The 18047-nt window shown below is 62.7% G+C and carries 14 protein-coding genes; 9 read left to right on the plus strand and 5 right to left on the minus strand.

Translation table 11 applies throughout. The annotated features are described in order from the left end of the window. Positions 1-15 precede the first annotated feature (15 nt). The 4 genes from glgX to treY are packed head-to-tail and all read left to right on the plus strand — an operon-like array spanning position 16 to position 9243. Positions 16-2235, plus strand: coding sequence for a glycogen debranching protein GlgX (gene glgX / locus KHO30_RS01035; protein WP_093634959.1), 2220 nt, complete (start codon positions 16-18; stop codon positions 2233-2235). A gap of 29 nt (positions 2236-2264) precedes the next feature. Further along, a complete protein-coding gene (gene treZ, locus KHO30_RS01040) occupies positions 2265-4184 on the plus strand; it encodes a malto-oligosyltrehalose trehalohydrolase (protein WP_211699783.1) in 1920 nt (639 codons plus the stop codon). After that, complete coding sequence (gene malQ / locus KHO30_RS01045) at positions 4181-6382, plus strand: 4-alpha-glucanotransferase (protein ID WP_211699784.1); 2202 nt, start codon at positions 4181-4183, stop codon at positions 6380-6382. Before treZ ends, malQ begins: the two co-directional genes overlap by 4 nt. After that, positions 6379-9243 (plus strand): malto-oligosyltrehalose synthase, encoded by a 2865-nt coding sequence (gene treY / locus KHO30_RS01050; protein ID WP_211699785.1) that lies wholly within the window; start codon positions 6379-6381, stop codon positions 9241-9243. The genes malQ and treY overlap by 4 nt, the downstream gene beginning before the upstream one ends. A gap of 83 nt (positions 9244-9326) precedes the next feature. Here treY and KHO30_RS01055 read toward each other — a convergent pair whose 3' ends face one another. After that, the gene (locus KHO30_RS01055; protein ID WP_093634955.1) at positions 9327-9776 is read right to left on the minus strand and encodes a nuclear transport factor 2 family protein; all 450 of its coding nucleotides are present in this window, start codon (positions 9774-9776) and stop codon (positions 9327-9329) included. Positions 9777-9906: 130 nt separating this feature from the next. On the opposite strand from KHO30_RS01055, the gene KHO30_RS01060 reads away from it, so the two are divergent. After that, a complete protein-coding gene (locus tag KHO30_RS01060; RefSeq protein ID WP_211699786.1) occupies positions 9907-10566 on the plus strand; it encodes a TetR/AcrR family transcriptional regulator in 660 nt (219 codons plus the stop codon). Positions 10567-10587: 21 nt separating this feature from the next. Next, a complete protein-coding gene (locus tag KHO30_RS01065) occupies positions 10588-12066 on the plus strand; it encodes a dipeptidase (RefSeq protein WP_211699787.1) in 1479 nt (492 codons plus the stop codon). Between the two features lie 28 nt (positions 12067-12094). Here the strand turns inward: KHO30_RS01065 and KHO30_RS01070 are convergent, their stop codons facing one another. Beyond that, complete coding sequence (locus tag KHO30_RS01070; protein ID WP_244863986.1) at positions 12095-12742, minus strand: sulfite exporter TauE/SafE family protein; 648 nt, start codon at positions 12740-12742, stop codon at positions 12095-12097. Between KHO30_RS01070 and KHO30_RS39110 the strand changes: the two genes are divergently transcribed. Then, a complete protein-coding gene (locus KHO30_RS39110; protein ID WP_234486488.1) occupies positions 12666-12866 on the plus strand; it encodes a hypothetical protein in 201 nt (66 codons plus the stop codon). The two genes, KHO30_RS01070 and KHO30_RS39110, sit on opposite strands and share 77 nt — an antisense overlap. A gap of 32 nt (positions 12867-12898) precedes the next feature. On the opposite strand, the gene KHO30_RS01075 is transcribed toward KHO30_RS39110, so the two are convergent. Together KHO30_RS01075 and KHO30_RS01080 are read right to left on the minus strand one after the other, a co-directional pair. Further along, complete coding sequence (locus tag KHO30_RS01075; RefSeq protein WP_054034925.1) at positions 12899-14242, minus strand: hemolysin family protein; 1344 nt, start codon at positions 14240-14242, stop codon at positions 12899-12901. A 94-nt stretch (positions 14243-14336) separates the two neighbouring features. Further along, the gene (locus KHO30_RS01080) at positions 14337-15143 is read right to left on the minus strand and encodes a sensor histidine kinase (protein ID WP_211699789.1); all 807 of its coding nucleotides are present in this window, start codon (positions 15141-15143) and stop codon (positions 14337-14339) included. Between the two features lie 189 nt (positions 15144-15332). On the opposite strand from KHO30_RS01080, the gene KHO30_RS01085 reads away from it, so the two are divergent. Beyond that, positions 15333-15674, plus strand: a complete 342-nt coding sequence (locus KHO30_RS01085) for an FKBP-type peptidyl-prolyl cis-trans isomerase (RefSeq protein WP_027803023.1) — start codon at positions 15333-15335, stop codon at positions 15672-15674. A 44-nt stretch (positions 15675-15718) separates the two neighbouring features. Then, complete coding sequence (locus KHO30_RS01090; RefSeq protein ID WP_211699790.1) at positions 15719-16498, plus strand: AraC family transcriptional regulator; 780 nt, start codon at positions 15719-15721, stop codon at positions 16496-16498. 72 nt (positions 16499-16570) lie between these two features. On the opposite strand, the gene KHO30_RS01095 is transcribed toward KHO30_RS01090, so the two are convergent. Beyond that, positions 16571-17761, minus strand: a complete 1191-nt coding sequence (locus KHO30_RS01095; RefSeq protein WP_054034801.1) for an O-succinylhomoserine sulfhydrylase — start codon at positions 17759-17761, stop codon at positions 16571-16573. Between the last annotated feature and the right edge of the window lie 286 nt (positions 17762-18047).

The following is an 18047-nucleotide window of genomic DNA, read 5'->3' on the forward strand; positions in this document are numbered from 1 at the left end:
CAAGGAAGGGGAATCATGTCGCATGCAATGCCCGACCGGCTTCTGCCCGGCTCGCCCTATCCGCTCGGCGCCAGCTGGGATGGCCTCGGCGTCAACTTTGCAGTGTTCTCGGCAAATGCGCAGAAAATTGAGCTTTGCCTGTTCGATCCCACCGGTCGCAAGGAAATCAGGCGCTTCACGCTGCCCGAATGCACCGACGAAATCTGGCACGGTTATTTGCCCAATGCGCACCCCGGCACTGCATACGGTTTTCGCGCACATGGGCCGTATCAGCCGCAGCATGGGCATCGCTTCAATCCGCACAAACTGTTGCTCGATCCGTATGCGCGCAAATTGGTCGGGCAGTTTCGCTGGTCCGACGCGCTGTTCGGTTACCGCGTGCATTCGAATCGTGCCGACCTGTCCATCGACCGGCGCGACTCGGCGCCGGCCATGCCGAAGTGCGTCGTGATCGACGAAGCCTTCGACTGGTCGCACGACAAGCGCCCGAATGTGCCGTGGGGCGAAACCGTCGTCTACGAGGCGCATGTGCGCGGCGTGTCGATGTTGCGCCCCGATTTGCGTCAGCACGAACGTGGCACGTTTGCCGCGCTGGCGTCGCCGGAGTTCATCGAGCATTTGCTGAAGCTCGGCGTGACCGCCGTCGAATTGCTGCCCGTGCATGCGTTTCTGAACGACCGCTTTCTGGTGGAGCGCGGCCTGCGCAACTACTGGGGTTACAACACTGCGGCATTTTTTGCGCCAGAGCCGTCGTATCTGAGTTCACACCGGCTCGATGAAATGCGCATTGCCGTGCGTCAGTTGCACGCGGCCGGCATCGAAGTGATTCTCGACGTGGTCTACAACCACACCTGCGAAGGCAACGAGATGGGGCCGACCGTCTCATGGCGCGGCCTCGACAACGCGAGCTACTACCGCCTGATTCCAGGCGACGAACGCCACCATATCAACGACACCGGCTGCGGCAATACCCTGAACCTGCCGCATCCGCGCGTGCTGCAGATGGTGATGGATTCGCTGCGCTACTGGTCGACGAAGTTCAATATCGACGGCTTCCGTTTCGATCTCGGCGTGACGCTTGGCCGTGAGCAGCATGGTTTTGATCCCGGCTCCGGCTTCTTCGACGCATTACGCCAGGACCCGATCCTGTCGCAACGCAAGCTGATTTCCGAGCCATGGGACATCGGCCCGGGCGGTTATCAACTCGGCAACCATCCGCCGGGTTTCGCTGAATGGAACGATCGTTTCCGCGACACGGTGCGCCGCTTCTGGCGCGGTGACGCGGGCTTGCGCCCCGATCTTGCCGCGCGTCTCACTGGTTCCGCCGATCTGTTCAACCGGCGCTTCAGGAAACCGTGGGCATCGGTCAACTTTGTCACGTCGCATGACGGTTTTACGCTAGCCGATACCACCGCGTATGAGCACAAGCACAACGAGGCCAATCGCGAAGACAACAACGACGGCCACAACGAAAACTGCAGTCGCAATTGGGGCGTAGAGGGCCCGACCGACGATCCCGTCCTCCTCGAAACCCGCAAACGCGTGGCCCGCTCGCTGATCGCCACGCTGCTGATGGCGCTCGGCACACCCATGGTGCTGGCAGGCGACGAGTCGCTGCGTACGCAGAACGGCAACAACAATGCGTACTGCCAGGATAACGAACTATCATGGCTTGACTGGGAGCGTGCGGAGTCGCCCGACGGCCGTCAGATGACCGCGTTCGTCGCGCGCGTGATTGCGCTGCGCAAACAGCACCCCCTGCTGCGCGAAACGCGCTTTCTGTTCGGCGACCGCGAAGTGTTGCCGGGCCTGTTCGATGTCGGCTGGTTCGATGAACACGGCGATCCGCTCACTATCGAAGCCTGGCAGGACCCCGAAGGCCGCACGTTCACGCTGCGGCGCGCGGGTCCAGGCTTGAATGACGAAACGGAAGTATTGTTGATGATGCTCAATGCTGCGGACGAAACACGGCGTTTCACACCGCCCGCGCCACACCTGGAATGGCACGTGCTGCTAGATACGGCTGAGCCGGAAAGCACGCCACACCGGTTGGCGGTGCCGGAGGTCGAAGTGGCCGCGCATAGCCTCGTGATGCTGGCAGCGCAGCCCATCGGCGAAGCGGATTGGCAGGCGGGTTGGAAGGCTGGCGCGCAGCACGGGCCGCGGCTGCTGACTGCGCTGCCACCCGATCCGGGTGCGCATCCGCCGAGCGGCGATACGTCGCCGACCACGTAGGCGAAAGCAATATCGAATGGTGATGAATCATGTCCGAAAGTCCGATTGATCCTCACGCGCATCATCACGCGCATTGCCTGCCGTTCAGCGCGCAGTTGCTGGGCGCGACGGGCGCGAAGCCGCGCACGCGATTCCGTTTCTGGGCGCCTTCGTGCAAGACGGTCCAGGTGGAGATCGAAAACGGACCGGCCCAGGGTGCGCACGACATGACGCCTGCCGGCAACGGCTGGTTCGAAACGACCGTCGAGAGCGGCGCAGGCACGCTGTATCGCTTCCGGCTCGATGGCGAGCACGCGGTGCCTGATCCTGCGTCACGCTTCCAGCCGCAAGACGTGCACGGCCCAAGCGAAGTGATCGACCCGCGCGCCTACCACTGGGAACATACGAACTGGCATGGTCGTCCGTGGGAAGAAACGGTGTTGTACGAGTTGCACGTCGGCGCGATGGGCGGCTATGCTGGTGTACAGAAACGCCTACCCGCGCTTGTGGCGCTTGGCGTGACGGCCATCGAACTGATGCCGTTGAACGACTTTCCCGGCAAGCACAATTGGGGCTACGACGGCGTGCTGCCGTATGCGCCCGATTCCGCGTACGGCCGCCCCGAAGAACTGAAAGCGCTGATCGACGCCGCGCACGGCCTCGGCCTGATGGTGTTTCTCGACGTGGTCTATAACCACTTCGGACCGGACGGCAATTATCTGCACCAATACGCCCGCTCGTTTTTCCGCGAAGGTACGCACACGCCGTGGGGCCCCGCGATCGATTTCGAACGCAGCGAAGTGAGTGACTTCTTCATCGACAACGCTGTCTACTGGATCAACGAATATCGTCTCGACGGCCTGCGTTTCGATGCGGTGCATGCCATCGACAATCACACGTGGCTGCGCGAATTGTCCGACCATATCCGCGCGAAAGTGCAGCACGGCCGCCATGTGCATCTGGTGCTGGAAAACGAGCACAACAGCGCGAGCCTGCTGGACACGCACTTCGACGCACAGTGGAACGACGACGCGCACAACACGCTGCACGTTCTGCTCACAGGCGAAACGGAGGGCTATTACTACGCGTACAAGGATCAGCCGATCCAGCGCCTTGCGCGCGTGTTGTCAGAAGGCTTCGCGTATCAAGGCGACCCATCGCCGATTCACGACGGCGCGCCGCGTGGTGAAGCGAGCCGGCATCTGTCGCCCACCTCGTTCGTCATGTTCTTGCAGAATCACGATCAGATCGGCAATCGCGCATTCGGCGAGCGCCTGCGCAAGCTGACGTCGGACGATGCCTTGCGCGCCGCCACCGGTTTGCTGCTTCTGTCGCCGCATATCCCCATGCTGTTCATGGATGAGGAATACGGCTCGACCCAGCCGTTCCTGTTTTTTACCGACTACACCGGCGAGCTCGCCGACGCCGTGCGCGAAGGACGGCGTCGCGAATTCGCACGCTTTTCGGCGTTCAGCGATGAAAAACGTCGCGCGCAGATTCCCGATCCGAACGACGTGCAGACCTTTGCGGCCTCGTCACCGCCGGAGCCGGTTCAAAGCCCGGCCGCGGACGACAACACAAAAGACCGTCTCGAGTGGATGCACTTCTACAAATCCGCGCTCGCCGTGCGGGCGAAGCTGATCACGCCGCGTCTGAAACATGCCAAAGCGTGCGGCTCGACTGTGTTGACCGCTGCAAACGGTGGCGACGCCAATGCGCTGATTGCCCGCTGGAAACTCGCCGATGGCGAAACCTTGTCGATTGCGTTGAATCTCTCGAAGGAGAACGTGGCGTTCCCCGATCTGCCTGCCGGCAAAGTGATTTTCGAAACGCCGCCGCGCGTGCGCGAGCAGATCGACGCCAAGGTGTTACCGTCATTCGCGTTCGTCGCGTGGGTGACCGGCGACGTCAGCGACTATGCCATCGGCCACGATGCCCGCATCGCAGGCCAACAGGAGCGCCACGCGTGAGTGCCACCCGCCGTCCAAACGATACGATCGTGACCCTTGCCACGCGCGCCGGCTTTGAAGTCGAGTGGCGCGACGCGCACCACACGACGCAACACGTACCCGAGAGCACGCTCGCCGTGCTGCTCGACCGGATGGGCTTGCCGTGCGGCAACGCCACGCAGATCCGGCACAGCGCGGCCGCGCTCGAAGCCGAACTATCCGGCCGCAAGCTGCCGCCGCTGATGACCGCGGAGGTTGAACGCGGCATTGCACTGCCGATCGCGGCGATCAAATCCGGCAGTCACTACCGGATCGAACTGGAAAGCGGCTCGATCATCGACGGCCGCTTCACGGCGCCCAAAGGCGAAGAAGCGTTGCTCGCGCCGATCGACGAGCCCGGCTATCACACGCTGGTGATCAACGAGCAACGCGTGACGTTGGCCGTCGCGCCGTCACGCTGCTATACCGTCGCCGATGCCTGGCGCACGCTGCACGACGGCGCCTCGACACAAGCGCCGCCGCTGTGGGGTATCGCCGCGCAGTTATACGGCTTGCGCCGCACGGGCGATGGCGGCATCGGCGACTATACGGCCCTCGCACAAATGGCGATTGAAAGCGCGAAGCGTGGCGCGCATGCGCTCGCCGTCAGTCCGACGCACGCGATGTTCAGCGCCGAGCCGAATCGCTTCAGTCCGTATTCGCCGTCGTCGCGTTTGTGGCTGAACGTCACGCATATCGACCCCGCCGCGGTGTTCGGCGCCGACGCCGCGCGCGCCGCGCTCGAGGCCGCGCAGGCCACCAAAGCATGGCCGGCACTCGAAGACTTGCCTCTGATCGATTGGCCGAACGCGGTCGTGTTAAAGCTGAAGGTTTTGCGTGCGCTGTACGAGAACTTCTGCACCCAGGAACGTGCGCACGACACGCCACGTGCGCTCGAATTTCATGGCTTCTGCGAACGTGCCGGCCGGGCGCTCGAAGACCACGCGCGTTTCGAAGCACTGCAGGCGGTGCAGTTGGCTCAGGAAGGCGGCAATGGCCACTGGCGCAACTGGCCCGAGGCATTGCGCGATCCGCGCAGTCCGGAAGTTGAAGCCTTTGCCGAAGCGCATCGGCATGAAGTCGACTTTCATCTGTTTCTGCAATGGCTTGCCGCCAAGGGCTTGTCGCACGCGCAGCATGCAGCGAGCGACGCCGGGATGGCCGTCGGCCTGATCGCCGACCTCGCAGTCGGTTGCGATAGCGCCGGCAGCCATGCATGGTCGTACCGCGACGACATGCTGCAAGGCATTTCTGTGGGCGCACCGCCCGATCTGTTCAACCAGGCCGGCCAGGCGTGGGGGCTCACCACCTTCTCGCCACGCGCGATGCGCACGCAGGGCTTCTCCGCATTCATCGACATGCTGCGTGCGGCGTTCGCGCATGCGGGCGGTATCCGCATCGACCACATTCTCGGTTTGCGGCGCCTGTGGCTCGTGCCCGAAGGCGAGAGCGCGCGTAACGGCGCCTATCTGCGCTATCCGCTCGAAGACCTGCTGCGGCTGATCGCGCTCGAATCGTGGCGGCATCGCGCGATCGTGATCGGCGAAGATCTCGGCACCGTGCCGCCCGGTTTTCGCGAGCGGCTCGACGAGCACGGTCTCTCCGGCATTCGCGTGCTGTGGTTCGAAGGCGCGGAAGGCGGCAAGGGTTTCAAGCCACCGCAGGCATGGGACCGCAACGCTGTCGGCACCACTACGACCCATGATCTGCCGACCGTGGCGGGCTGGTGGCGCGGCAGCGACATCACGTGGCGCAACCGGATCGGTCAGACGATGGCGCGCGCCGATGGCCGCGATGCGGAGGAAGTGGCACAGGAAGAACGCGCCGCCGATCGCGCGCTGTTATGGCGCGCGTTTCAGCAAGCCGGCGTCGCCGCGCCGCACGTGGATGCGCCGCCGCCCGACAAGGCGCCCGTGGATGAAGCGCTCGCCTTCGTCGCCGCCACGCCCGGGCCGCTCGTCACTTTCCCGCTCGAAGATTTGCTAGCACTGGTCGAGCAGCCGAATCTGCCCGGCTCGATCGACGAGCATCCGAACTGGCGCCGCCGCGTGATCTTGCCCATCGACGCATTGTTCGAGGACGGCACCTTCAGCGATCGCCTGCTGGCGGTCGACCGCGCGCGCCGCGGCGCCACCGTTCCTGCTGCTTCCAACGTTTCTTCGGAGCCTGATACGCCATGACCGTCCCGCGCTCCACGCTTCGCCTCCAGTTCCATCGAGGCTTTACCTTCGACGATGCCGCGAAGCACGTCGACTATTTCGCCGCGCTCGGCATCAGCCACGTCTATGCGTCGCCCGTCACCACTGCGGAGCCGGGTTCGATGCACGGCTACGATACCGTCGACTACACCCAGGTCAACGCTGAATGCGGGGGCGAGGCGGGCTTGAAACGCCTTGCCGATAAACTACGCGCGCACAACATGGGGTTGATCGTCGATGTGGTGCCGAATCATATGGGCGTCGGCGGCTCGAGCAACGCGTGGTGGCTCGATATCCTCGAATGGGGCAGACACAGCGCGTACGCACGCCATTTCGACGTCGACTGGCATTCGCCCGATCCGGCCTTGCGCGGCAAGGTGCTGGCGCCGACACTCGGTGCGCCGTACGGCGAGGAACTCGCGGCCGGCCGGATTGCGCTGCATTTTGCAGCCGACAGTGGGCGCTTTTATATCGTCTACGGGCCGCATGTGTTTCCTGTGTGTCCAATCGACTACCCGGCGATTCTGCAAAGCGCCGATCGCGCCGATCTCAACGCACTGGCCGAACGTTTCCATGGCCTGACGACGCAGCCTGCCGATCAGCCACGCGCCGCCGAAGGACGCGACATGCTGCGCGAGTTCGTCGCGCAAAACGGCGGGTCGGCGATCGAATTGGTGCTGGAATCGTATTCGCCCGCGGACCCGGTGACACGTGACCGTTTGCATCGGCTGATCGAACGGCAGCACTTCCGCCTTGCGTGGTGGCGTACCGCTTCGGATGAAGTGAACTGGCGGCGTTTCTTCGACATTTCGACGCTGGCCGGCGTACGCGTGGAGCGGCCCGAAGTGTTCGAGGCCGTGCACGCGCTGATTTTCCGCTTGTATCAGGAAGGCGTGGTGGACGGTTTGCGAATCGATCACGTGGACGGTCTCGCTGAACCGCGCGAGTACTGTCAGCGTCTGCGGCAACGCCTCACTGAATTGCGCGACACTGCGCCGTATGTGGTCGTCGAAAAAATTCTCGGCCGTGGCGAGCCGCTGCGCGACGACTGGCCCGTGGACGGCACAACCGGCTACGATTTCATGAACGACGTGGGCGCGCTGCTGCACGATCCGGCCGGCGCCGAACCGCTCGCGCAGACGTGGGCCGAACTCACCGGCCGCAGCCCGCGCTTCACCGACGAAGCCCTGGCCGCACGCCGCAAGATTCTCGCGGAAAACCTCTCAGCGGAACTGGATCGCGCGGCGCGCGCGCTGCACCGCATTGCCCGCGATTCGCTGACCACGCGCGATTTCACCTTCACCGCACTGCGGCGCGTGCTGGCCGAACTGGTCGTGCATTTTCCGGTGTATCGGGTCTATCCACAGAACGGGCTGCGCAGCGCTGCGGATAACGTGTATTTCGAGCAGGCACTGGCAGGCGCGAGAGAGACGCTTTCGCGCGCGGACTACGTGGTGCTCGACCGCGTGAACGCGTGGCTTGGTGGCAGCGCCGAGGAAGTGCCGAATGCACGGGTCTCATCACAACAGCAAGGTCAGAATGGTGCCCCGCCAAGTCATGCAGGTTCCGCGCGGCGCACCGCGCAGACGCTGTTTTCGCAATTGACCGCACCGGTCGCCGCAAAGGCGATTGAAGATACAGCGTGCTATCGCTACGGACGTTTGCTATCGCGCAACGAAGTCGGCTCGGACCCCGGCGAGTTTGCTTTGTCGGTCGCGCAATTTCATGCGGCGAATCTCGAACGTTCGCAGCGCTTTCCTCACGCGATGCTCGCCACGGCCACGCACGACCATAAGCGTGGCGAAGACATGCGTGCGCGTCTTGCGGTGTTGAGCGAGATTTCTCATGACTGGAGCGCGACCTTGCGTGCGTGGTCGACCTTGAACGCGCCGCATCGGCGTGCGCTCGACGGTAAGCCGATCAGCAGCGTGAGCCACGATACAAGCTACGATTGGGCGCCAGGCCCCGCCGCCGAGGCGATGCTGTACCAGACCTTGGTAGGCAGTTGGCCACCGGACTTAAAGCCGGACGATGACGCTGGCGTCAAGGACCTGGCTGAGCGCGTCGCGCAATGGCAATTGAAGGCGCTACGGGAAGCGAAGCTGCAGACCAACTGGCTCGCACCCGATGAAGCCTATGAAGCCGGCTGCCGCGATTTCCTGTTCGATATCCTGGCGCCGCAGCGGCGCAATGGTTTCCTGCACGAGTTGTCCGCGTTCGTGGCGCGGATTGGACGCGCCGGTGCGCTCAACAGTTTGCAGCAGACCGTGTTGCGGTTGACGTCGCCTGGGATTCCCGATCTTTATCAGGGTACTGAGTTGTGGGACTTCAGTCTGGTCGATCCAGACAATCGCCGGCCCGTCGATTTTGCCAGGCGCGAGGCATGGCTCGCGCAAACACCGCCTTCGGAATTTCTGGCGAGCTGGCACGATGGCCGGGTAAAGCTCGCGGTAGTGCAGCGCGTGCTGGCGTTGCGCGCACATTTGCCGGAGTTGTTGAGTCAGGGTACGTATCTGCCGCTTGCAGTGCGCGGTGCGCATGCGTCGAATGTGATCGCGTTTGCACGGCGGCATGGGAATGCGTGGGCTGTGGTGGTGGCAAGCCGGCTGGCTGCCGGGTTGCTCGGCGAAGAAGACGATAGCGGCGATTTGCCGATGGTCGATCCGGTCAAATGGGGCGATACGGCGATCGAAATGCCTGCGGATCTGGCCGCGCGGGCGTTGTTCGACTGGCTGAGTCCGGCGGCGCCCAAGGTCGACGAAAACGGTTTGCTTTATCTGCGCGATGCGTTGAGCGCAATGCCGATTGCGGTGTTGGTGGAGGACGGTGTGCCACGCAGTTGATCGGCGCGTTGTCGAAGGTTGAAAGGCGGCTAGAGCGCACATGCTTTAGCCGCCTTTTTTATCGACTCATTCAAGGTGGTCCATCATCCCGCTGAGCCGCCTTGCTGCGCGCGTTTGACCGCCTCGGCCACCTGTTCCGCCACTCGCCGCGTGTCCCAATACACTTGCCCTTTGTACATCCGGTCACCGCGCAGGTTGAAGCGGTCGACACCCAACCACTTCAACGGCTGCCCTGCTACGGTGGCCGATGCTTGCCATTCGATCATGACGGCGTCGCCCGTAGGTGCCCATTGAAGGACGTCGACTTTCAGATCCGGCAGTTGGGTAAGGACCTGCCGGAAATGTTCGATGACGCCTTTCCTGTCGGCCGGTTCGGTCATGGGTGGGATCAGGTTTCGTGTGTCCTCGTGCATGAGCGCTTCCAGGTTATCGGCGACGGGGTGTTGCCACTCCGAGGCGAAGCGTTGCACTGCTATCCGGGCATTGGCTAACTGCTCCGCAGTCGGGGGAAGGTATTTTTCTGCTGACGTCATGTGGGTTTGCTCCTGAATGGGTTGCTTACCGACGGTGTTGTTTGCCCGTGTATTCAGGCCGCAGCCGAAGTCCGATTTAACATACAACGAGATTTTCACATACACCGTGTATGTATACTACAATTAGAATGTGAAAAATCAAGGGATAAAAACGCTGCCTATGCCGACCGCAGGTCCAACCCCCAAATCCCGTCGCGAGGAATATGCGGACGCAACCCGTCAGGCGCTCATCGCTGCTGCGGGCGAGTTGTTCACCTCAGAGGGCTACCAGCAAGTCGGGATAGAGGCCATCGCTCGCAGTGCGCGCGTGACCCGCGGCGCCTTCTATCACCATTTTGCGGACAAGGCCGAACTGTTCGACGCCCTGGTCGAGTCTCTCCAGGCGGACGCTGCGTCTAAAGTCAGATCCGCTGCCGCGGCCGCGACGCCAGCCAAACGGATGAGCGCGGGCATTCGCGAATTTTTGGAGGTCTGCACCGAACCTGCCTATCGGCAACTCGTCATTGAAACTGCGCCGGCCGTGCTCGGCCAGGCACGCTGCCGCGAGATCGAAGAAGTGCACGTCTACGGTCTGCTCATTGATGCGCTGACGAACCAGACCACCGGCAAGGAAAAAGCCAAGGCCTACCTCGCCGCGCGCATGATCGGCAGCATGGTGTGCGAAGCGGCACAATTGCTCGATGGCGCAGACGATCCCGTCGCCCTGAAAGCGGAAGCGTTGAAGCTCGTTGAAAGCATGGCCGGAACGCTGACGCCAGATAAAAGCCGGGTAACATCTACGCGCAAATAAACGCACCCGGGAGGAGCATCGATGCAGATCGACTGGTCGATTATCAGAACCGGGGATGCCGACAGGCTGCACGGCGCGACCATCGACATATCGGGCTGGATGATTCCGCTGGACCCGCAAGCCGACACGGTCGACTACTTCCTGCTGAGCGCCGACGAGCCGTGTTGTGGGGGCTGCGTGCCGCGCAATCCGTTGACGTCGATCGAGGTGCAAATGGCCGCGCCGCTCGCGCCACAGGTGGAGGCACTGGCTTTGCGCGGCCGGCTGGTTTGTCTTCTCGACGATCCCGCGGGCTGGCGGTATCGGTTAATCGATGCAGTGCCGCTGGAGCGTCCACGGGCTTCACAGCGGCGATTTAGCCGGCGTGCGTTTCTCGCCTCAGGTGCGGCGCTGGGCTTGACGGCTTGTGCGTCCGGGCACTTTGCCGGCTATACCGAGGCGCATGACGAAACGGCGCAATCAACGGCATCTGCGCCATCCGTGTCATCCACGCAATCCGAAACCGCGCCGAGATGGCAAGCGCCCGCCGGCACGTTCACCGTCGACATGCACAGTCACGGCGGCCGCGTGATCGTGTCGCGCGATCCGGCGATCGGTGCGCATCGTCCGTTTATCCCACTGGCCGCGCCAATGCGCGCTGGCGGCATGAACGTCATCTGCCTTGCGATCGTCACGGACACGACGGTCACGCGCGTGGCGGACAACCGCAAACGTTTCGAGGCATGGCGCGAGCCACAGCCAGGCGAACTGTATGCGCTCGGCCAGACCGAATTCCTGCGCGCCCATCAGTTGATCGAACGCGAGCAGATTCGGGTGGTGACGAACACTGTTTCGCTGACGGCATTGGGTCCGCAGGGTCCGTGCGCGATCATCTCCGCCGAAGGCGCGGATTTTCTCGAAGGCCAGGTAGATCGTGTCGATGAGGCGTACACGAAGCATCAATTGCGACATCTGCAACTGACGCACTATCGCGTGAATGAGCTCGGCGATATCCAGACCGAACCGCCGGTGCATGGCGGCCTCACGGACATCGGCGCGCAGGTAATACAGCGCTGTAACGCGTTGGGAATCGTCGTGGATGTGGCGCACGGCACCTACGATCTGGTGAAGCGCGCGGCAGATACGTCGACTAAACCGCTGGTGCTCTCGCATTCGGCATTGGCCACCCATCCGAGCGCGCGAAGCCGGCTCATCACGCCGGACCATGCGCGGGTGATCGCCGGCACGGGTGGCGTGATTGGCGTGTGGCCGAACTCAGGAACGTTTCACGATTTGCACGCGATGGCTAACGGCGTCAAACGCATGGCGGATGTCGTGGGAGTGGAACATGTAGGCTTGGGGACGGATATGCTCGGGTTCATTTCGCCCCCGGTATTCAGGAGCTACGAGCAGTTGCCCGATCTGGCCAGTGCGCTGTTGCAGGCCGGATTCTCACAACAGGAAGTTGGGGCGATTCTTGGGGGGAACTACCTGAGGGTGTTTCAGGCGTCGGTGGGATGATGCCCCGTGCGTTTTTGCAAAAAGGGCCCTACCGCCCCGCAGCCCACAGCAACGAAACGCCTGAAGACAACATCAACCCATCCACGACAAGTTTGAAAACCGCAGGACTCATCCGGACCACAATCAGCCGCGCGGAAAAGGATCCGATCATAAGTGCCGAGCCGGTAATCAAGCCGTCGATCACCACATGCAATGGCAATGCGCCAAAATGATCGAATACCGCGACTTTGGTGCCGTAGACAGCCAGTGATCCAGCGGCTTCGGTTGCGAGAAAAGCGCCTTTAACCAGGCCATACGACATAAACACGGGCACCGTAATCGGCCCGGTGGAAACGACGATGCCGGTGAGAAAACCCACCACGCCGCCGATCAGCGAAAGCTGCCACAGATTGAATTTGATAGCGCGTCGCGCAAGCCAGCGCCGCGTCGGCACCATCGCGATAAAGAACAAGCCCAGCGCAAGTTCGACCGCATGTGGCGGCAACGCAAGAAGTGTCCGCACACCCAGCGCCGCTCCAGGAACCGCAGTCGCGCAATAAGCGCCGCAAGCCCGCCAGTCGATCTCGCGCCACCACGCCAGGATCTTGCCGAAGTTGCCCATGATCGCGGCGATCGCCATGATCGGCACCGCCTGCTGCGGACCGAACAGCATCACGAGAACGGGCATCAGCATCATCGACGAGCCCGTGCCGATCACGCCGCTCAACGTGCCCGCAAGCAAACCGACGCACAGCACCAGCAAATATCCCATGTCGCCCCCGGGTGGTATGGGCGACGATTTTACTCGAACGATGCTTTAACGGACCTGGAGCGGATTCAGCGCAGACGCCGCTCAACCGCCTTCGTCGTCGTAGGTCTTCGGATAAACGCGCACGAGCACGATGCGCGGCCCCTTCATCTTCTTGACCACCACATCGAAGCGATCGAACTCGACGCGCTGCCCTTCGGTAGGCAGATCGTTGAGCGCCTGAATCACGAGGCCGCCGACCGATTCGGCCTTGCCTTCGTCGATGTCGATCCCGAGCGCGCGTTCCAACGACACCACCGGCAAGCTACCTTTGCCCATCAGCGTGCCGTCGTCCATGCGCGTCCAGTCGGCGTCGCCCTGGCGGAATTCGTCGTGGATCTGCCCAACCAGCGCGCCGAGCAGATTGTCCAGCGTCAGAAAGCCGATCGGCTTCGAGTTCTTGTGACCAACCAGTGCGAAGTGCGGCGCGCCCTTGCGGAAGCGGCGAAATAGTTCGAGCGCCGGCATGTCCGGCTTCACGTACTGCACGGGTCGCGCATATTTGGAGAGGTCGTCGAGTGTGCTGCCCGCGTGCCGCGCCAGTAGCAAATCCTTCAAATGGATCATGCCGGCCACGCGCTCGCCGGACGCGTCTTCGAACAACGGATAGCGGCTAAAGCGGTGCCGCGCCACGACCTGCATGTTTTCGCGCAACGGCAGATCGCGCCGCAGGCCGACCATTTCATACGATGGGCGCATCAGATCCGAGACGGTCATGCGCGAAAAATCCAGCGAATGCGCAATCGTGTTCCATTCGTCCTGGCTGTATGCGCCATCCGGCGCACCGAGTTCAGTCGCAACGTTGGCGCGGCGGCCACGCAAGATCAGCTTGAGTTCGTCAGTCGAGTAATGCGAATCGTGGCCATGGTCCGCGTCGAGGCCTGCGAGTTTCAACACCGCGTTTGCGCTCGTATTGAGCACCCAGATTGCCGGATACATCGCCCAGTAGAAACCGTACAGCGGCGTAGCGGCCCACAGCGAAACCTTTTCCGCCTCGCGAATCGCCAGCGACTTCGGCGCCAGTTCGCCCACTACGATGTGCAGGAACGAAATACACGAGAACGCGAAGAACAGCGAGATGCCGTGAATCAGCTTCTCCGACTCGACGCCGAGCAGACTGAAGACCGGCGTGAGCAGTTCGGCGAACGCCGGCTCACCGATCCAACCGAGCCCAAGCGACGCCAGCGTAATGCCCAGCTGACAGGCGGACAGATACGCGTCGAGCCGCCCGTGCACCTTCGCCAGCAAACGCCCACGCATGCCATGTTTGGCCGCGAGGCTTTGCACACGCGTTTGCCGCAGCTTCACCAGACCGAATTCGGCGGCGACGAAAAAACCGTTGAGGGCAACGAGAAACAATGCACCGATAAGGGCGACAACCTGGATCAAAGCGAAGGGCTCCGGCAACAAAAGTTGTCAGTATAGATGGCGCAAGCAAACTGAAAGTTAATCGCGTGCAGGAATGCGCGCCGACAGCCGCCGTTCACGTTGCTGTCGTTGCACTCAGCGGCACGTGCAGCGCGAGCGTCACCGCTTCGCTCTCGGATGCATCGCTTTGCTCGAAACTGCCGCCGTGCGCTTCCGCAACGCGCTTGCACAACGCGAACACCCACGCGATCCGTTTGGCTTCGCGCGGTTCGCACGCCTGTTTGCGGGCAAAGGCTTCCAGCAAATGCGGCGCCGCCGGATCGTTCAATGCAGCGGCGCTTTGATTGAAGGTGACCGTGGCGTACCACCTGCTGGCGTCCGCGCGTGCGGCCAGCGTGATCGCGGCGCCCTCCGTGCTCGCCTCGACGGCGAATGTGAGCATCAGCCACAGCGCGGCGGCCAGGCGCTCACGGTCGCCGTTGAGCTGCTCGGTAGCGAGGTGCGATTCGACCGTAACCTCGACGCCGCGTGTGCGCGCCAGCCCGGAACGGACTTCGTCAACGGTTTCATCGAGTAACGGATGCAGCGAAAACGGCGCAAATGCCAGTTCCAGCGATTTGGTCTCCGCGCGCGTGGCGTCGACAATCGTCTCCAGCAGCTTCACCTGCTGTTCCACGCCGTTACGGATGCCGGTGACGGCGCGTTGCGAATTGGGGTCGTTGGCATCGAGCTTGCGCTCGAGCACGTACGCCCAGCTATGGATGGCGTTCAGCGGACCACGGAGGTCATGCGACACCAGCGACAGCACGTGATCGCGCATAAACAGCGCGGTCTCCGCGCGCAGGCGTGCGGTGCGTTCGGATACGGCGAAGCCGGAAGGAACCGGCGTTGCGCCGGCGGTCCCGGTGGAAGGCGTTGTCACGATCGAACCCTCTCAGGCGGTGCATCAAATTTCAAAAGAAACCCCATTATAGGCATGCCGTCCAGCGTAACCAGCCTGGCCGGATGGCTAACCTGAACGCAAACCACATGCCACACGGCAATCCTCGGCGATGCGAGCCCAACACGCCTACAATGTCGGTTTTTACATTTTTGATCTAAGGAGCGACACATGTCGACTGTGACTACCGAATCCGGCCTGAAATACGAAGACATCGTTGAAGGCACTGGCGCCGAAGCGGTGGCCGGCAAGACCGTCAGCGTGCACTACACGGGCTGGCTGACCGACGGCCAGAAGTTCGACTCGAGCAAGGACCGCAACGACCCGTTCGCGTTCGTGCTGGGCGGCGGCATGGTCATCAAGGGCTGGGACGAAGGCGTGCAAGGCATGAAGGTCGGCGGCACGCGCAAGCTGACGATTCCGCCGCAACTCGGCTATGGCGTGCGTGGCGCAGGCGGCGTGATTCCGCCGAATGCAACGCTCGTGTTTGAAGTCGAACTGCTCGGCGTCTAAGTTTTTCGCTGCGCTGTTTTGTATTTTGTAATTGGGTTTCACCGATGAGTCACGCCGCCATCACCGCTCCTAGCGTTTCGTTGCGCCGGTACGGCGCGATCGAAGCGTCGGACGTGCACGACTTTCACCAGGTCGTGCTCGGACTCGACGGCGCGATGGTGATGGCGGTAGACGGCGTCGCGCATCAGATCGACGCCGGCTCCGCCTGGCTCATCCCGGCGGGTGCACGGCACGACTATGCGGGCGTCGGCGAGAACCGGCAGTTAGTGCTGGATCTGCCGGCCACGTCGCTGGCCGTGCCGGAGCGTTTGTTCGACCGCGCGCGGGCCGTGACGGTGGATGCCTCGCTCACGCAGCTCGTGCATCGGATTGCCGCGCACGCCACAGGCGGTGCGCAAGGCGACGATCTGGATACCCGGCGTTTCCATTGGGACGCAGCCGCCCGACTGGGCGCTGCGTTGGTGGCCGATACCGGCACGGCGGCCGGGGCGCAGGCATCCGGCGCCGGCCTCGACTTCACTCGCATCGACCGCTGGCTGCGCGCTCATCTGTCGGAACCGCTGCGTATCGCCGACCTGGCCTCCCATTGCGGCTTCGGCACGCGGCGCTTTCATCAGCTTTTTATCGACGCCTTCGGCGAAACGCCGCATCGCTATTTGCAGCGTCTGCGGCTCGATACCTCTCTTGGCTTGCTGTCCGATCCACGCCTGTCGCTCAGCGATATCGCGCTAGAAATCGGCTTCGGCGATCAGAGCGCTTACACGCACGCATTCACGCGGCGTTTCGGGCTGGCGCCCGGTCAATGGCGCGCGCTGCGCCATTGAGTTTGTGCGACATGCGAGCCGCCTGAAAAGGCGGCCCGCGTTCTCCTTCTCTGCTGCATGTGTCCGGCGTGATCAACCCGCCAGACCGCGCTCCAGATCGCCGCGAATATCGCCGGCGTTTTCCAGACCCACTGCGAGACGGATCAAGCCTTCGCTGATCCCCGCCGCCGCGCGCGCTTCCGGCGTCACGCGACCGTGCGTGGTCGTAGCCGGATGCGTGATGGTGGTGCGCGTATCGCCGAGGTTGCCGGTGATCGAGCAGATCTTCGTGCTGTCGATCACGCGCCAGGCATTCGCGCGCATCTGCTCAGGCGTATCGCCCTTCAGTTCGAACGACAGGATCGCACCGCCCGCCTTCTGCTGACGCATGGCCAGCGCGTGCTGCGGATGCGATTCGAGCCCCGGGTAAAACACGCGGTTCACGGCCGGATGCGTTTCCAGCCAGCGCGCGATTTCGAGCGCGTTCGCCGACTGCTTTTCGACGCGCAGCGACAGCGTTTCCATGCCCTTGAGCAGCACCCATGCATTGAACGCGGACAAGGTCGGCCCGGCACTGCGCACGAACGGGAACACCTTTTCCATGATGAACTGCTTCGAGCCGACCAGTGCGCCGCCGAGCACACGCCCTTGGCCGTCGAGGAACTTGGTGGCCGAATGCATCACGACATCAGCGCCGAGCTTCAACGGCTGTTGCAAAGCCGGGCTACAGAAGCAGTTGTCGACCACGAAGATCGCATTGGCCGCCTTCGCGATCTTGCTGATCGCTTCGATATCGGCGACTTCGGTGAGCGGGTTCGACGGCGTCTCGAGGAAGAACATCTTCGTTTCCGGACGCACGGCGTTTTTCCACGCGTCCAGATTGGTCGGATCGACGAACGTCGTCGTGATGCCGAACTTGCTGAAGATTTGCGAGAACATGCCGAGCGTCGAACCGAACAGCGCTTGCGAGCTCACCAGATGGTCGCCGGCCTGCAAGGTCGACATCACCACCGACATGATCGCGGCCATCCCCGAAGCCGTGGCCATGCACGCTTCGCCGCCTTCAAGCGCGGCCAGACGGTCCTGGAACATCGAGACGGTCGGATTCGTGAAGCGCGAGTAGGTGTAGTTGTCTTCGGAATTCTTGAATTTTTCGGCGGCGTCCGCGGCACTCGCGAAGACGAAGCTCGAGGTCAGGAAAATCGCTTCCGAATGTTCGTTGAAGTCGCTGCGCACTGTGCCCGAGCGGACTGCCAGCGTGTCGAAGTTCAGGGAGTCGTCCATGTTGGTTCTGGTTTCCAATGTTCCATGGCTGGGTTCAGCGTCTACGGCTCACGTTAAACGACGAGCACAACAACGCCAAACGGCAGCAACAAAAAAGCCCGCTTTTGCGTCGGCATAAGCGGGCTTCATGTGCGGGGGAAAGCTGGAGCGGAGGCGGATGACTGCGGCTTTTCCACCATTCGCTTTAGCTGTTTTGGGTTGCCCCGCGTCCGCAAGCTGAGATCAAATCGACGCAAGCCGTCATGCTAACACGCTCGCGGCGTGGCGTGCAGCGGGCCACGACGCG

Origin of the sequence: Paraburkholderia aspalathi (genome assembly GCF_905220735.1) — a bacterium.
GTDB classification, from domain to species: Bacteria; Pseudomonadota; Gammaproteobacteria; order Burkholderiales; family Burkholderiaceae; genus Paraburkholderia; species Paraburkholderia aspalathi.